This window comes from Xanthobacter oligotrophicus (assembly GCF_008364685.1).
In the GTDB taxonomy this organism is placed as follows: domain Bacteria; phylum Pseudomonadota; class Alphaproteobacteria; order Rhizobiales; family Xanthobacteraceae; genus Xanthobacter; species Xanthobacter oligotrophicus.
Genome location: NZ_VTTL01000006.1, coordinates 130,017 through 144,779 on the forward strand (window position 1 = coordinate 130,017; position 14,763 = coordinate 144,779).

The following is a 14,763-nucleotide window of genomic DNA, read 5'->3' on the forward strand; positions in this document are numbered from 1 at the left end:
GGGGCGCTTCTTTCCGGCCGCCCTCGCGAGAGGGCAAAGAAAATCCGCCCTGCCGCTGGCACGACAGGACGGATGGGGAGATGCCGGATTGGCTGCGGCATGCCGTGCCGCCGGTAGACGTTTCTGTTTTTTAGGATCGTCGCGAAGAGGGGATGGGGATCTGCCGGTTCGCGACGAGGTCAAAGTGGAGAAGCACGATGGACGCGGAAACGGTTATCATTCACTCGCGGTTCGCTCCCAACGGCACGATCGTGGAGATCAGCGAACGTCCCACGGGCCTCGACCCGCAGGATTGGTTCAACTTCCTGTCCTACCAGGCGGCGGACAGCTATCAGGCGCTGGCTGGCGGTCGCGGCGTTTTCCGTCTCACGCGCACCGCAGTGGATGCGCTCAAGACCGAAGCAACCACCAAGGCCGCGTGATCAACGTGTCTGTATTGAAGCCGTCCGAGGCGGGCGGTGCAATCCGGGCGATTACGTAGTCACCAGCCTCGTGAGTCATTTCGGGGCGAGGCGGCAGGTACCAATTGTGCGACGAATGCTCCGGCGAAGCCTTCCGCTCCGCCGGAGCATCTTTGTTTCTACAGTCATCCGCGCTTCAGGCCTGCATCACGGGTAGCGGCGAGCCAAGTGCGCTTTTCACCAGAGAATGCGCTTTTCACCAACGTAAACGACACAAAAAACGGCCCGCCGGCAAGGCTGCAGGCGGGCCGGCGTGATCAAATCCCGGCTCCCTGTGGGCGCCGGGAAAGCTGCATCAGGCGACGGGCGCGGCCACGCCCTTTTCGGCGAGGAGGGCGGTCAGCTCGCCCGCTTGGAACATCTCGCGCACGATATCGCAGCCGCCGACGAATTCACCCTTGACGTAGAGCTGCGGAATGGTCGGCCAGTTGGAAAAGGCCTTGATCCCCTCGCGCACGAAGGGGTCCTGCAGCACGTCGACCGCGCGATAGGGCACGCCGACCTGGGCCAGCACCTGCACGACGGCGGAGGAGAAGCCGCACTGCGGCGCCGCGGGCACGCCCTTCATGAAAAGAACCACGTCGGCGGACGAAATGATGTCCTGGATACGTTCAGCTGAACTGGCCATGGCAAGAACTCCGGTGTGAAGAAAGGCGTTGGAAAAGAACAGCGGCGTCGGCGCGGCCGAGCTGGGGCGCCCTATTTCGGGGCGAGGGTTTCCAGCTTCAGGGCGTGGAGCGCGCCGCCCATGTTGCCCTGGAGCGCGGCATAGACCATCTGGTGCTGCTGCACCCGGCTCTTGCCCCGGAATGCTTCCGAGGTGATCCGGGCGGCATAGTGGTCTCCGTCGCCGGCGAGATCCACGATCACCACCTGCGAGTCGGGTAGCGCTTCCTTCACGAGGCGCTCGATTTCCTCTGCGGCCATAGCCATTGCATTGTCTCCTTCGTTCGCGCGGTGCCATGCAAGGTCGAAACCAAGTGCGACCCGCCACCACCCCGTTCCCGCCGCAGGCAGATCCTGTCGCAAAGGCGACAGCTGTGGCGCGGCTTGGTTCAGAACCGGCCGACGCGGGCGGCCGTCGGTGCGCCCAATGGGGCCTTGGATGCGATTTCCATCCGCAACCTGAAGGCGTTCCAAGCGGCCCGGCTCTTGCTTTCAAAGTGTCGCCCCGAGGAAACGAGACCGGTCATGAGCGAATTGCAACAGCAGGGCCGAACGCGCGCGCGCCGCGCTTTCGCAACGATTCTGGGGACCAACGAAATCGCCTCGGCCGTTGCGGTCGAGCTGTACCGCGGCGGCTATAATGTCGTCCTCTCCCACGATCCCATGCCGCCGGTCATTCGTCGCAAGATGGCGTTCCACGACGCTTTGTTCGAGGACGACGTGAGCGTGGACGGGGTGAAGGCGGAGCGCGCCGACACCGGCGTCCATATCCGCGCCGGCCTCGCGCGTAACGCCGTCCAGGTCACCAGCCTCGGCCTTCTCGACCTGATCGTGCTCGGAACCATCGACCTTCTGGTCGACGCCCGCATGAACAAGTACCAGGTGACCCCGGACCTGCGGCGCCTCGCCAAGCTCACCATCGGCCTCGGGCCGGGCTTCAGCGGCGGCACCAATTGCGACCTCGCCATCGAGACGCGCCCCGGCAAGGAAGGCCAGATCATCCAGCACGGCCCCACCGACGCGCCGGACGGGATCGCCCGCCCCCTCGGCAGTGTCACCGCAGACCGTTTCGTGCGGTCCAAGGTGCCGGGCCGCTGGCATACCGCCATCGAGATCGGCGCTCGCGCCTTCAAGGATTTCCACATCGGCTATCTCGGCGGCGAATCCATCTGCGCGCCGTTTGACGGCATCGTGCGCGGCGTGGTGCGCGACGGCACCGAAGTGCCCGCCGGCGTCAAGCTGCTGGAGATCGACCCCCGCGGCCGTGGCGCCGACTGGACCGGGCTCGATGCCCGGGCCCTGGTCATCGCCCAGGCGGTGAGCCGCGCGCTGACCTTTCGCAACGCCCGGACCGCCGATGCGCCGTCCCATCCCTATCTGGTGAAATGACCCGTTGAAGGCTTTCGCCAGCCCCATCGAAGGGCTGAAGTCATGATCGACCTGCTGCCCAATACGGATGTCATCAATTTCGGCGAGGTGTCGGATACGGTGAACGCGCTGCTCCAGCAGGGCGTCATCGCCTATCGCCGGGATCGCCAGCGCGCGGACGAGCTGTTCCGCCAGGCGCTTGCGACGGCGCCGGCCGAGCTTCCGGTCTATTTCTGCCTCTACAAGATCCACACCTACCAGGGAAACCTGGACGAGGCGGAAGCGGCGGCCGAGGGCGGGCTGAAGGAGGCGGCGAGCCAGGCGGGGTGGGACCTCGACTGGCACAAGTGGGAGCCGCACGACATTCTGCCGGAGGGGCCGGGACGATTTGCCCTCTACACACTCAAGGCGCTGGCCTTCATCCATTTGCGCCAGAGCCGGCCGGATGAGGCTGCGGAGAAGCTTGAGGCCCTGAAGGTCCTCGATCCCACCGGCGCCGTGGGGTGGCCGGTGGTGGCGGCACTGGCGGAAGGCCTCGACTGAGGCCGGGCGTGGGCGGCCCGATCGCACCGTGGCAGTCGGCTTGCCGTTGGCATTGCACTTGCTACTGGATTGTATGACGAGGGGGCAGGAGGCAATGGGCAAATGACTCAGCCAAGTGATCACGGCATTGCCGCTCCGACCACGATGATCCTCCATGGTGAGGTGCGGAGCATTGACGAGTTTGCGGAAGATGAAGCGGCGTTGATGGAATCCATCATCGCCGGCTTGCGCACGGTGACTGATCCTGAAATCCCGGTGAATATTTATGATCTCGGCCTCATCTACCGGATTGAGGTCAAGGACGAGGGCGTGGTGGAGATCGACATGACTCTCACCGCGCCGGGCTGCCCGGTGGCCGGGCAGATGCTCGGCTGGGTGCAGCAGGCAGTGGGCGTGGTTGAGGGGGTTTCGGACGTCAAGATGAAGCTTGTGTTCGATCCGCCATGGGACAAGTCGCGCATGAGCGACGAGGTCCAGCTGGAGCTCGGCCTGATCTGATCACATCTCGGTGTCTTGCTTTCGGAATGGCCGGCCTTGCGCCGGCCATTCCCGTTTCGGGGTGCTGTGCGGCCGCCTCAGCCGAGGAACTGGGCGGCGAAGCGGGCGCGCTTCTCGTCGGTGTCGAGCCCCTTGGCGAGCGACCATTTGTTCTCTGAGAACAGGGCCTTGACGCCCCGCGTCACCTCGGTGCCGCGGACATACCAGCGCTCAACGCCGTCCGGCGAGACGATGGCCGGGCCGTCGGCGCGGTGGACGCAGGCATCCTCGAGCCAGAGCTTGGTTTCCGAATAGAGAAAGATGCCCGCCTTGCGGGACATGTCGTCCCGGTTTTCTTCGGTCACCACGAACATGTCGGCCATGGGCACTCTCCTTGTTGGCTGTAACGATTGGCAAGTCGTGTCAGTTGGGAAGGCTTTGCGTCACGCCCAGCAGGGCGAGATTGTAGCCTTCCTCACGCAGCACGCGCTGCACCACCGGCCGCTCCAGCATGCGCCGGTAGTGGGCGGCGAGGTTGGGCGGCAGGTCCATGCCGGTCTTGTCCGCCCAGAATTCCACGTAGAACAGGATGGGATCGGCCGCCGAAAAACCGCCCGCCACATAGTCCCGGCCCGCGAGCGCGCTGTCGAGGATGGAGAAGCCCTGACTCACGATATCGCGGCCCAGGGTTTCCACCTTCGGCCGGTCGGCGGGGCTGGCGGCGAAGGTCGGGGTGGAGAAGATGCGCGCGAAGCCCTGGCCGTGCACCGTGCCCACCACATAGACCATGGCCTCCAGGGCACGGGCTTCCGCATCGGCGTCGGCGGGCCACAGCCGCCCGCGGCCTCGGCTGCGCGCCAGCCAATAGGCGATGGAGACCACCTCCGTGAGGGCGCTGCCGTCCGGCCGCACCAGGGCCGGGATGGTGGACTTGGGGTTCACCGCCACATAGTCGGGCTTGAAATGGTCGCCCGCCGGCAGGTTCACGATGTGGGCCTCGAACACCTCCTCCAGTTCCTCCAGGATGATGTGGATGCCGGTCGAGCAGGAGCCGGGGGTCATGTAGAACTTCATCGCGGCCATCAGGCGTCATCCCTCGCGCACATGGTCGTGCGCCGTCCCGGCGGGGCAGGCGGCAGTCGGCATGCTTCATGCAAATATCGGGGCAGTTCGGAGCCCGGCCGCTGCAGCGGCTGGATGTGCCGACAGTCTGTTTCATTTGCGACAGGAGCCGGCATTTTCAGGCCGGTGTGTTTCAGGCAGGGCAGGAGCGGGACAGGGATGTCTGCCGACGAGATCGATATTTATGCCATCTGCGAGATTGAAGAGATTGCTCCCGGCGCGGCCAAGGCCTTCGACCTGTCCCGGGTCATGGACGACGGCGAGGCGCGCCCCTTCCGCATCGTGGTGATCCGCACCGCAGTGCGGGAGTTTGCGGGCTATGTAAATGCCTGCCCCCACCAGGGAACGTGGCTGAATATCGGCGGCGGGCAATTCTTCAACGCGGATCGCACGCGCCTGCGCTGCGGCCGCCATGGCTCGCTGTTCGACATCGAGAGCGGCACCTGCGTGGAGGGCGCCTGCGAGGGCAAGCATCTGGAGCCCATCGCCCTTGCCGTGGTGGGGCGCGACGTGTGCCTGTGCGGCGTCCGGCTGGTGGAAGAGGAACAGCGCCCCTTCCCGTATGACGATTTCGACGACACCATGGAGATCATGATCTCGCCCGACTGAGGGGGCCGGGATCGCGCTTCAAGAAGATGTCCGGGATGGAGACAGGATGACGGGTGATCTGGAGACGGCGGGCGTGGAGGTGGGCGAATGCCGTTTCTACACGACCTATACGGGCGTGAAGTTGCCCTTCCGGCTGGTGGAAGCCATTCCGGAGGCGCAGCTGACCCATCGCAACACCTTCATCCGCGCTTTTTTTGGTGTGGACGGGCTTTTGACGGGCTTCGACAAGATGGTCTATGGCGAGGTCGAGCTGGCGCACCGCTACGAATATCACGGCAACGGCGCGCTGCGCCGGGCCGAGGTGACCATGGACGAGGAAACAGTGGTGCTCGCCTTCGACGAGGCGGGCGCGCCGCTGGGCCTGGCCTGAGCGGGGCCATGGCGGGATCGATGATATCCGGGACGATGGGCGAGGGATGGTCATGACGGTGGCACAACTCCTCGAGGCGCTCGGCAAGCTGCCTCCGGACGCGGTGGTGCTGATGGAAAGCGACGGCGGGCTCTCCCTCGTCTCGGCGCTCGATTTCGTCGAGGCCCAGGGCGCGGGGGCGCCGGCCGAGGTGATCCTTCTGCCCAACATGGACGAATAGGCGGCATCCTCGCCCTATCGGCCGGCGCGTTTGCTGCGAACTCTTTGCGAGAGGTTGACCCATGTCCGACACGGTCGAGGCGGTACCCATGTTCGAGCGTCTGGGTGGCGCGGTGGTCATCGACCGGCTGGTCGAGGCCTTCTACCGGCGCATGGATACGCTGGCGGAGGCCGAGGGCATCCGCGCCATGCATGCGGACGACCTCTCCCAGACCAAGCACGTGCTGAAGCGCTACCTGACCGAATGGACCGGCGGCCCCAAGCTCTATTCGGTGGAGAAGGGCCATCCGCGCCTGCGCCAGCGCCACATGGGCTTTGCCATCGGCAACAGCGAGCGCGACGCCTGGCTGCTGTGCATGCGCGGCGCGCTGGAGGAGACCGTGGCGGACGCAGCGGCGCGGGACGAGGTCTATGGCGCCATGGCCAAACTCGCCGACTGGATGCGCAACACCGCCGGCAATCCCCATGACACTGCCGGCCACGCGGCGCGGCCCTGAGTTTCGGGCGCGGCCCTGACCTTAGTAGACGCGGTAATGCTGGCCGTTCGGGTGCCGCCCTAAAGCGGAACGCCGAAAAAATCCTCGTCCGATCCGCCCCAGGCCTGGTGCAGGGCGAGGGCGCTGCGCCACTTCGCCAGCTCTTCGTCGGAGGCGCTGCGGTGGGTGATCTTGCCGTCCGGCTTTTCGGCCAGAAGATAGGACTTCGCGTTGCGCAAAAAGCGGTTGAGGTCCTTGGTGTCGTTCGGGCGAACGATGCAGCGGGGGGCCTCATCGATGAGGATCGTCGTCGGGAGCATCGCCGAATCTCCTTTTTGGGCGACGGTCAGGTGTCGCGTCGCCGGTCGGGTGCTGTGTGTTTCGCTGTTGCCGTCGGCAAGGGGCGGGCGCGGGTGCCCGCCCGCCTGCTCAGAATCCGTCCTTCTTCGAGCCCCAGGGATGGGAGCCCGGCACGAAGGATGCCTTGATGCCGGCCTTCGCGATGGCCTCGATGGTCTTGTAGTAGGTGCCTTCGTGCACCAGTGCTCCGGTCTTGGTGTTCACCGCCACGTATTTGGCGACCATGTCGGTATCGCACACATATCCGCCGCCGGGATCGGAGACGCTACGGGCGTTGCCGTCCCAGTCGATGAAAAAGCCTTCACTCTCTGACATGCCTTGCTCCAGCAGATAAGGCGGAGCGCGCTATTCAGGCCCCGCTCCTCAGGTGTGAGCAAGGTTCTTGCCAGATGCGGAAGCATGGAATTGCGTGTCGGGGAGGCGACAGTGTCGCGCATCCAACAGCAAAACAGCTGGCGCGTGTGCTTCGCGACATTGCGAATTATCTAGCAAAAGCCATCGCGAATATTGAAAATTCTGACGGATCATCTAAAATCTGCAAGTTCTTTTTTGTCTTCGCTGGAGAGATGTTATGGCCGAATTGACACGACGCATCGCGTCACTGAGCGACGTGCAGGGCATCTGGGGGCTGCTGCGCCAGGTGTCGTCCGATGTCCCCTTCAAGGTCGAGGACGAGCGGGAGCAGGAGAGCCTTCTGTCCGAGCTGATGGCCTGCTGCACCTCCGGCCTGTCGCCGGTGCTGGTGGACAATGAAAAGGGCATCGTCGGCGCCCTGCTCGCCCGCCGCGACGATTTCGAATGGTGCTTCCGCAACAGCGAGGCCATCCATGTGGCCTATGCCGCCGTGGCGCCGGCGGTACGCGAGGACAAGGTGCTCCCGGCCCTTCTCGGCGAGCTGCAGGGCAAGAAGGTGCCACTTCTGGCCAGCGTGAAGAGCGGGGAGCAACTGGGCTTTGCCGCCGCCCTCGGCGAGCTGGGCTTCACCCATGAGGTGAAGGCGGAGAGCGGCTGGGGCGACCTCTATCAGTGGACGCCGCCGGCTTCGGTCCATAACTGATACCATCGGCCTCGGCCTTTGACCGATGCCAAGTGGGTGACGCTCAATCGCCGCGCGGGCTTGACCAATAGCCCATGAATCAAGCTCACGGGCTATTGGTATGACGGGATCGCGCGCTCCGAAGGAGCGCAAATCGGTCGGCTCGCCATGGTGGTGTCGCCATGTGCGGGCCGGACGGCTTACGCAACCGGTCGGGCCAAACTTCGTCGCTGTCGAATGGCCAGGACGTTGTTATTATTCAATTTGAGGTCCGGCTTGGCTTCCTCAGCCCGCCGCGCGATCGGGCGAGGTCAACGGCGGCAAACACCTCGGGTGAGAGCGGGACCTTTGTCCGGCCCTCAGTCGCCCAAAGCTTCTCAAACGGTGTCGTCGCTCTCAGGCCGCGCCTGGATTTCCGCGAAGGCGGCGTCCACCACGGCGCGGCATGCGAGAAGGCGCTGATACTCCGCAGCGCTGATGGTGATGGCGGGCTCAGGCGTATCGCCGTCGGCTGGCAGCCGGCCGGCCAGGGCGGCTTCGAACAGGGTGCGTTCCAGCTGGAAGATGCGCTCACTCGCCCGCTCCAGATACGGCAGCGGGTTGGCCCGGACATTTTGCTCATGCAGGGCATCAAGGCTGAGCAGCTCCCGGAAGCGCTTCTCCTTGCGCCGCTTACCCGCGCCGAAATCGTGCTCGATCACGCTCATGGTGGCGTCCCTGATGGACTCCCGCGTCGGCGGTATCCGATGAAACGTCCGTAAGCTTGGACCAAGTCGGCAAATATTTCCATCCCCAATCGACAGAAAAACGGCGATGGAGCAAGTCTTCGTATGGCGTTGCGTGCTGTGGCGAGCTTGGAACATGTGGGGTGAGGTGTCGTGCATCCCGCAGGGGCGGGATGCACGAACGCAACCTCAGGCCAACCACGCGCAAGCTTGAGCAATTTCAGCGACCCGGCGGGGGCGGAAAATGCTCTCGCCAGGTTCGGCTCAGTCGGCGGGCGGACCCATGTCGTCGTCGGCCTTCTTCTTGCTCTTCTTTTCCGTCTTGGCCTGGGCATAGGCGCCCGCGTTCTTCAACAGCACCGGACCCTGGCCCACCACATATTGGGAAATCCAGAACAGGGTGCGCTCCTGCGCCTTCTCGGCCGCTTCCGCATTATAGGCCGGCCCGGCCGCATAGCCGAAGCCGCGCGCGGCTTCCGGATAGGAGAAGGCCGACACGTCCGGCCGGCGGGCGCGGAACTGGATCCGGTCCTCCTCGGACACAAGCGGGTCCTGCTCGGCGAAATGGATGAGGGTGGGAATGCGGCGCTTCTCCATCACCCCCTCGAGCAGGCCGTCGGCATGGTAGCCGATGGCGCAGGCGAGGCCCTTTACCTTGTTGGCGGCGAGATAGGCGAGGTAGCCGCCCCAGGAATAGCCCACGAGGGCGACCTTGCCGGCGTCCTTCACCGTGTCCACGGTAGCCTGGATGGCCTCGATAGGCCATTCTGTGCCCAGCTCGGCGGTGAGCGAGCGGCCCTCGGCGTCGGCCGAGGCGTCCAGCTCGATGTTGGACTTCACCTTGTCGAACAGGGATGGCGCGACCGCGACATAACCGGCGGCGGCAAAGCCGTCCGCGATCTTGCGGATGTCGGCATTCACCCCGAACACGTCCTGCAGGACCACGACCGCCCCCTTGGGGGTGCCTTCGGGATCCGCCCGATAGGCGGAGAATTTCACTTCATTCGCTGTGACTTCGATCATGGCATCCTCGGTTCTCGAGCGTCTTCTCAAACGGGGCAGTGGCGCTCGCTCTGCCATTCATCCACGGCATTGCCATGCAGTTAGGATGCCAGAATCAGTGTTGGATCGCGTGTCTAGTCCGGAATATTACGGAGGCGCCGGTGCGCGGGGCATCTTCCGGTGTATTAAATTGCAAATGATTGTCGCTCGCGACCTGGCCTAAAGAAAAAGGTCGGCGGACCCGTCCGCCGACCTTTCTTGCCAGAACGTGTGTTGAAAGTGCCGCGTCAGGACGAGGCAAGGCGCTGGCGGGCGACCTCGGCCACGGGTGGCACGCTGTCTTCCGTCAGTGGCGGCAGAAAGCGGGGATCGATCCGCTCGGCAACGACGAAGCGGACCCGCATGTCGGGGTCGGCAACGAGGGGCGCGAGGCGGTCCGGATCGAGATGTTCAGCCACCACCACGCGCACCAGGGGATCATCGTCACTGGCCATGCGGGCAAGCTGGGCCTGCGGCAGCCGTCGCGCCACCACCCGGCGGACGTCGGTTTCGGAATCGTGCATGAGATAGACCAGCGCGTCCGGCGGGGCGCGGCGAGCCGCGGCGATGCGGACCTGGTAGTCGCCATCGGCGAGCATGGCGACGAGATCGCTGCCCTCGAGCCGCTCCGCGACGGCGATCCGCACTCGCGGCTCGATGTCGAAGCGCATCTCCTTCACCCGTGCCACCGGCAGACGCGCAGCGGCCACCACGCGCACGTCCGGCTCGGGATCGTCCTTCAGCGGCGCGAGCAGGAAAACGCTGGCATGCTTGGCCGCCAGCGCCCGCACTTCGAAATAGGGATGGTCGAGATAGCGGGCCGCCAGCGCCGCATTCTGGGAAAAGAAGCGGTCGATGCGCTTGCGCCGGCGGTCGGCCACGCAGACCTTGCCCAGGTCGCAGCGGCCTTCGGCGTGGATGTCCTCGTGCGGACAGTCCTGGCACCGCAACGGACGCCCCTGCCAGTCGAGGGCTTCAATAACGGTATCTGGCTCTTCGGCCATATGTGCGGACATGGAACGTCCTCCCGTCCCTAATCTAGGAGGGAAGGCGGAACTGTTCCAGAGGGGCCGACGCCCCGGGTGCCGATACTGGAAACAGCACGCAAATACCGCCTCCGGAGTGGCCCGTTGGAGCCGCTCCGGAGGCGTTTCAACATGTTGGATCGAAGCTTTCGGCTGCTCAGGGCAGCACAATCGGATGAAAAATCGAGAAGGCGCGGTCCCTGAAAACGGCGGGCGGGCCGTGCCCTGGAAGATCAGCCGAACTTGAACAGCACGCCGTAGCCGCCGCGCGGATAGTTCCACTCGATGTCGCCGGAGGGCTCGCCGATGATGCGGCAGGTGCCGCATTCCACGCAGCCGTCGGCGGTGATTTCCACCTGGCCCTTGTCGTTCATCTCGTAGCACTTGGCAGGGCAGGTGGTGAGCAGGGCCTTGAGGGCGGGGGAGGGAGTGGTGTGCGGGCGCACCTTGATATGGGCGCGGCCGGCATCCACCAGGTAGCGGTTCTGGAAGAGCTTGTCCTCGACGCGAACGGCGGTTTCGGTAGTGGCCATGGGAAACTCCCGAAGGGTGGCGGCGGCGGATATCTTCCGCCGCCTGGGTTTGAGCAATCTGATGCCGGACGGTGGGTCCGAGCGAACAACGGGCTGACCGAAAAGGACGTCAGCGCCAGGCGCGCGCGAGGCGGAAGGCGTCGCCGAACAGGCCCGCCCACGACCGCGCGGAGACGAAGGACTTCATCGTCAGCTTCTGCTTCTCCTTCTTCGGCGTGCCGTCGACACGCAGATAGTTCTCCATGGCCTTGTTGACCAGCTGGGGATAGGTGAGGAAGAAGTTTTGCGACTGGATATGCAGCAGCTTTGGCATATCCTTGTACTTCTTAAGATCCTTCATAATGAAGCTGTCGTCCAGCATCTTCTTGTAGAGCGACAGATTCTGGGCGGTCATGGGGTCCTTGCGGGACTTGACCTGGAAGATGGTCTCCGCCGCGATGCGCCCCGAGGTCATGGCGAGGTTCGAGCCCTCGCGATGGATGGCGTTGTTGAGCTGGGCCGCGTCGCCCACCACCACCCAGCCGTCGCCATAGAGCTGGGGGATCGCCTTGTAGCCGCCCTCGGGAATGAGGTGGGCGGCATATTCCTTCACCTCGGAGCCTTCCAGCAGCGGAGCGACGGAAGGGTGGCTCTTGAACTTCTCGAGCAGCTGGTAGGGCGAAACGCCGCTCGACTGGAAGTCCGACACCAGGCAGCCGAGCCCCACCGAGATGCACTCCCGGTTCGAATAGATGAAGCCCATGCCGGTCATCCCCTTGGAGATGGTGCCAACGGCCTCGATCACGACGCCTTCATTGCCCTTGAGGTTGAAGCGCTGCTCGATCACCTCCTGCGGCAGGAAGTGCATTTCCTTGACCGCGAGGGCGACCTCGGTGGGCTTGGGAATCTTGCGCAGGCCGGCGCGGGTGCCGAGCAGGCCGGTGACGCCTTCCGCCAGCACCACCACATCCGCATGGATCTGGCCGCCGCCGCGATCGGTCTTCACGCCGATGACCTTGCCGTAGGCGTCCTGGACCAGCTCGGTCACCGTGGTCTCGCAGACGACGAGGGCTCCGGCCTCGCGCACCTTGCTGGAGAACCACTTGTCGAACTGCGCCCGGATGATGGTGTAGCGGTTGGGGCTTTCCTCGTTGAAATCGTCAGACCGGTACTGCAGGCCGGTGTGCGAATTGTCCGTCATCATCCAGAAGCGCTGCTCGATGAGATGGCGCTCCAGCGGAGCGTCTTCCCGGAAGTCCGGGATGATCTTTTCCATCATGTCGGCGTAGAGAATGGCGCCCTGAACGTTCTTGGAGCCGGAATACTCGCCGCGCTCCAGCTGGAGCACCTTGAGGCCGCGCTTGGCCATGGTGTAGGCCGCCGCATTGCCGGCCATGCCGGCGCCAACGACGATGGCATCGAATTTTTCGTCGATCATCGGAGCTATCCTTCAGCTGGCGAGCTTGTCGCGGGAATGTGCGGACAGGCGCTTGGAGAAGGCTTCCGTCAGCATGGGCAGGAAGCGCACGGCGTCGGTCACGATGCCCACATGGGCGAAATCGAAGATGGGGGCGTTCTTGTCGGTGTTGATGGCGACGATGAGGTCGGCGCCCTCCACGCCCACGCGGTGCTGGATCGCACCCGAAATGCCGGCGGCGATGTAGAGCCGGGGGCGGATGGTCTTGCCGGTCTGGCCGATCTGCCGATCGGACGACACCCAGCCCTTCTGCACCAGCGGGCGCGAGCAGCCGAATTCGGCGCCCATGGAGGCGGCGAGGTTCTTCACCAGCTGGAAGTTCTCCGGCGAGCCGAGGCCCATGCCGCCAGCCACCACCACGTCCGCATAGGCAAGGTTCGCCTTGTTGGAATCGCGATCGGGCAGGAAGCTCAGGATCTTGGTGATGATGTCGTCTTCCACCACGCCGAGCTTGTGCTCGATGACGCGGCCGACCGGCTTTTCCACCCGGATGGGCATGGACATCACGCGGGGGCGCACGGTGGCCATCTGCGGACGGTAGTTGAGCGTGTAGATGGTGCAGAGCAGGGAGCCGCCGAAGGTGGGGCGGGTCGCCGCCAGCGAACCGTCGGCGTCCACGTCCAACTCGGTGGAGTCGGCGGTGAGGCCGGTGAGCAGGGTGGTCGCCACCGCGCCGGCGAGGTCGCGGCCCAGCGTGGTGGCGCCGAGCAGCAGAATTTCCGGCTTGTAGGTGTTCACGAGGTCCGTCATCGCGGACGTGTAGGCCTCGTTGCGGTAATCGGTGAGCACCGGGTCGGCCACCACATAGGCGATGTCGGCGCCGTAGCAGAAGGCTTCCGCCACCGCTCCGCGCACCGTCTCGCCTTCGGCGCCGAGCACCACGGCGCCGAGTTCAACGCCCAGTTTGTCTGCGAGCTTGCGGCCTTCGCCCATCAGCTCCCAGGAGACGGGATGGACCTGGCCGCGCTCCTGCTCGATGTACACCCAGACGTGCTTGTACGCCTTGAAGTGTTCCGGCAGTTCCTTCTTGGTGGACGCGCGTCCACCGGCGGCGGGGGCTGGGGGTGTCTTCGGCTCGCTCATGATGGTCGGCTCTCTGTTCCTGGGTCGACGGCCGTCAGAAGCCGCGCGCCAGCGCGGTCAGATCGGCTTCGAGATTGGGCTGGCGGGCAAACACTTCCGCGATCAGGGCCTCGGCGAGGTTGCCGCCCTCGGGGGCCTCGATGAACTTCGCCTTTTCGGCGCGCGCGCTCGGAGCGAACACGCGCTTCACGATGGTGGGCGAGCCCTTCAGGCCGCACTTGCTCATGTCCTGGACGCCGGCATCCTTGGCGCTCCACTTCACGACATCGGCCCGGGCTGCGCGCAGGGCGTTCTCCATGGAGCCGCGGCGGATCTCGTTGGTGGCTTCCAGCATGGCGACGAGGCAGGGCAGCTTGCTCTTGAGCACCTGCGTGCCGCCCTCGGCGCGGCGCTCCAGCGTGATGGTACGCCCGGCCGGATCGAAGTCGGCGACCTTGGCCACATAGGTGACCTGGATCAGGCCAAGGCGCTTGGCGATGCCGGGCCCCACCTGCGCGGTGTCGCCGTCGATGGTCTGCTTGCCGGTGAAGACCAGGTCCGGCACGCCGTAGGTCTCGCCGATCTTGGTGATGGCGGTGGCGAGGGCGAAGCTGGTGGCCAGGGTGTCGGAGCCGGCGAAGAAGCGGTCGGTCAGGAGCACCGCGCGGTCGGCGCCGTAGGTGAGGGCCTTGCGCAGGGAATCTTCCGCCGATGGCGGGCCCATGGTGAGCACGGTGACTTCGCCGCCAAACTTGTCGCGCAGCCGCATGGCCTCTTCGAGCGCGAACAGGTCGTAGGGGTTGATGATCGTCGGCACGCCCTGCCGCATGATCGTGTTCGTGACGGGGTGGACGCGGATCTGCGCTGAATCCGGGACCTGTTTGATGCAGACGACAATGTGCATGAATTCGCTCCGAGCCCTTCACCACGGCTTCGGACAGTGACTAGCAAACCGCGTACCAAGCCGATGTCATCTGTGAATCGTTCGCATTGGCAAGGACTTGTGCAGTATTGTCGCGAAACGGCGACGCCTGTGTGCCGTCATTCTTCGTGACAGATGCGAAATCTTGTCAGGAAGGCGACAGCCGAGTGGTGAGGGTGTTTGCTGTGGGATCTTGCGCCGTCATTCTGCGAGCGCTTCGCGATGGCGCGTCGCAATTGCGACGGTCGGCCGGCGTGATTGCGAGACTTCTGTCCGGAGGCTGACGCAGCCC

The 14,763-nt window shown here is 64.8% G+C and carries 22 protein-coding genes; 9 read left to right on the forward strand and 13 right to left on the reverse strand.

Translation table 11 applies throughout. The features are described from left to right. Nucleotides 1–197 precede the first annotated feature (197 nt). Nucleotides 198–422: a hypothetical protein gene (locus tag FZ033_RS11510; protein ID WP_149576283.1), complete on the forward strand. Its 225-nt coding sequence runs from the start codon at nucleotides 198–200 to the stop codon at nucleotides 420–422. Between the two features lie 334 nt (nucleotides 423–756). Here FZ033_RS11510 and grxD read toward each other — a convergent pair whose 3' ends face one another. After that, on the reverse strand, nucleotides 757–1,089 hold the full coding sequence (gene grxD / locus FZ033_RS11515) for a Grx4 family monothiol glutaredoxin (protein WP_149576284.1): 333 nt from the start codon (nucleotides 1,087–1,089) through the stop codon (nucleotides 757–759). 71 nt (nucleotides 1,090–1,160) lie between these two features. Then, the gene (locus FZ033_RS11520; protein ID WP_149576285.1) at nucleotides 1,161–1,394 is read right to left on the reverse strand and encodes a BolA/IbaG family iron-sulfur metabolism protein; all 234 of its coding nucleotides are present in this window, start codon (nucleotides 1,392–1,394) and stop codon (nucleotides 1,161–1,163) included. Nucleotides 1,395–1,652: 258 nt separating this feature from the next. Between FZ033_RS11520 and FZ033_RS11525 the strand changes: the two genes are divergently transcribed. The 3 genes from FZ033_RS11525 to FZ033_RS11535 all read left to right on the forward strand — a co-directional run bounded on the left by FZ033_RS11525 (nucleotide 1,653) and on the right by FZ033_RS11535 (nucleotide 3,536). Next, nucleotides 1,653–2,516 (forward strand): xanthine dehydrogenase, encoded by an 864-nt coding sequence (locus FZ033_RS11525; protein ID WP_188079438.1) that lies wholly within the window; start codon nucleotides 1,653–1,655, stop codon nucleotides 2,514–2,516. Between the two features lie 42 nt (nucleotides 2,517–2,558). Continuing rightward, the gene (locus FZ033_RS11530) at nucleotides 2,559–3,038 is read left to right on the forward strand and encodes a tetratricopeptide repeat protein (RefSeq protein WP_149576287.1); all 480 of its coding nucleotides are present in this window, start codon (nucleotides 2,559–2,561) and stop codon (nucleotides 3,036–3,038) included. Nucleotides 3,039–3,182: 144 nt separating this feature from the next. Continuing rightward, entirely contained in the window at nucleotides 3,183–3,536 is a 354-nt protein-coding gene (locus FZ033_RS11535) for a DUF59 domain-containing protein (RefSeq protein WP_232847455.1), read from the forward strand. 77 nt (nucleotides 3,537–3,613) lie between these two features. On the opposite strand, the gene FZ033_RS11540 is transcribed toward FZ033_RS11535, so the two are convergent. Both FZ033_RS11540 and FZ033_RS11545 read right to left on the reverse strand, forming a co-directional pair. Further along, complete coding sequence (locus tag FZ033_RS11540; protein ID WP_149576289.1) at nucleotides 3,614–3,898, reverse strand: aldehyde dehydrogenase; 285 nt, start codon at nucleotides 3,896–3,898, stop codon at nucleotides 3,614–3,616. Between the two features lie 40 nt (nucleotides 3,899–3,938). Beyond that, a complete protein-coding gene (locus FZ033_RS11545) occupies nucleotides 3,939–4,589 on the reverse strand; it encodes a glutathione S-transferase family protein (protein ID WP_188079458.1) in 651 nt (216 codons plus the stop codon). 207 nt (nucleotides 4,590–4,796) lie between these two features. Between FZ033_RS11545 and FZ033_RS11550 the strand changes: the two genes are divergently transcribed. From FZ033_RS11550 to FZ033_RS11560, 4 genes are all read left to right on the forward strand, one after another. Continuing rightward, nucleotides 4,797–5,246 carry a Rieske (2Fe-2S) protein gene (locus FZ033_RS11550; RefSeq protein ID WP_149576291.1) on the forward strand — a complete coding sequence of 150 codons (450 nt, stop codon included), beginning with the start codon at nucleotides 4,797–4,799 and terminating at the stop codon, nucleotides 5,244–5,246. 46 nt (nucleotides 5,247–5,292) lie between these two features. Continuing rightward, nucleotides 5,293–5,616, forward strand: a complete 324-nt coding sequence (locus FZ033_RS11555; RefSeq protein ID WP_149576292.1) for a DUF6156 family protein — start codon at nucleotides 5,293–5,295, stop codon at nucleotides 5,614–5,616. A gap of 52 nt (nucleotides 5,617–5,668) precedes the next feature. Beyond that, nucleotides 5,669–5,836 carry a hypothetical protein gene (locus FZ033_RS24025; RefSeq protein WP_188079439.1) on the forward strand — a complete coding sequence of 56 codons (168 nt, stop codon included), beginning with the start codon at nucleotides 5,669–5,671 and terminating at the stop codon, nucleotides 5,834–5,836. 61 nt (nucleotides 5,837–5,897) lie between these two features. Further along, nucleotides 5,898–6,332, forward strand: coding sequence for a group II truncated hemoglobin (locus FZ033_RS11560; protein WP_149576293.1), 435 nt, complete (start codon nucleotides 5,898–5,900; stop codon nucleotides 6,330–6,332). A 59-nt stretch (nucleotides 6,333–6,391) separates the two neighbouring features. Here the strand turns inward: FZ033_RS11560 and FZ033_RS11565 are convergent, their stop codons facing one another. Continuing rightward, nucleotides 6,392–6,631 (reverse strand): hypothetical protein, encoded by a 240-nt coding sequence (locus FZ033_RS11565; RefSeq protein WP_149576294.1) that lies wholly within the window; start codon nucleotides 6,629–6,631, stop codon nucleotides 6,392–6,394. Between the two features lie 109 nt (nucleotides 6,632–6,740). Beyond that, nucleotides 6,741–6,986: a hypothetical protein gene (locus FZ033_RS11570; protein WP_149576295.1), complete on the reverse strand. Its 246-nt coding sequence runs from the start codon at nucleotides 6,984–6,986 to the stop codon at nucleotides 6,741–6,743. A gap of 256 nt (nucleotides 6,987–7,242) precedes the next feature. On the opposite strand from FZ033_RS11570, the gene FZ033_RS11575 reads away from it, so the two are divergent. After that, nucleotides 7,243–7,728, forward strand: coding sequence for a hypothetical protein (locus tag FZ033_RS11575; protein WP_149576296.1), 486 nt, complete (start codon nucleotides 7,243–7,245; stop codon nucleotides 7,726–7,728). A 356-nt stretch (nucleotides 7,729–8,084) separates the two neighbouring features. Here the strand turns inward: FZ033_RS11575 and FZ033_RS11580 are convergent, their stop codons facing one another. From FZ033_RS11580 to FZ033_RS11610, 7 genes are all read right to left on the reverse strand, one after another. Continuing rightward, entirely contained in the window at nucleotides 8,085–8,414 is a 330-nt protein-coding gene (locus FZ033_RS11580) for a hypothetical protein (protein WP_149576297.1), read from the reverse strand. A 282-nt stretch (nucleotides 8,415–8,696) separates the two neighbouring features. Next, nucleotides 8,697–9,455 (reverse strand): dienelactone hydrolase family protein, encoded by a 759-nt coding sequence (locus FZ033_RS11585; protein WP_149576298.1) that lies wholly within the window; start codon nucleotides 9,453–9,455, stop codon nucleotides 8,697–8,699. A 266-nt stretch (nucleotides 9,456–9,721) separates the two neighbouring features. Beyond that, the gene (locus FZ033_RS11590) at nucleotides 9,722–10,489 is read right to left on the reverse strand and encodes a 4Fe4S-binding leucine-rich repeat protein (RefSeq protein WP_149576299.1); all 768 of its coding nucleotides are present in this window, start codon (nucleotides 10,487–10,489) and stop codon (nucleotides 9,722–9,724) included. Nucleotides 10,490–10,731: 242 nt separating this feature from the next. Beyond that, the gene (locus FZ033_RS11595; RefSeq protein ID WP_011995817.1) at nucleotides 10,732–11,031 is read right to left on the reverse strand and encodes a ferredoxin family protein; all 300 of its coding nucleotides are present in this window, start codon (nucleotides 11,029–11,031) and stop codon (nucleotides 10,732–10,734) included. Between the two features lie 109 nt (nucleotides 11,032–11,140). Continuing rightward, complete coding sequence (locus FZ033_RS11600) at nucleotides 11,141–12,448, reverse strand: FAD-dependent oxidoreductase (protein WP_149576300.1); 1,308 nt, start codon at nucleotides 12,446–12,448, stop codon at nucleotides 11,141–11,143. A 12-nt stretch (nucleotides 12,449–12,460) separates the two neighbouring features. After that, complete coding sequence (locus tag FZ033_RS11605; protein WP_149576301.1) at nucleotides 12,461–13,570, reverse strand: electron transfer flavoprotein subunit alpha/FixB family protein; 1,110 nt, start codon at nucleotides 13,568–13,570, stop codon at nucleotides 12,461–12,463. A gap of 34 nt (nucleotides 13,571–13,604) precedes the next feature. Further along, the gene (locus FZ033_RS11610) at nucleotides 13,605–14,453 is read right to left on the reverse strand and encodes an electron transfer flavoprotein subunit beta/FixA family protein (protein WP_149576302.1); all 849 of its coding nucleotides are present in this window, start codon (nucleotides 14,451–14,453) and stop codon (nucleotides 13,605–13,607) included. Nucleotides 14,454–14,763 lie beyond the last annotated feature (310 nt).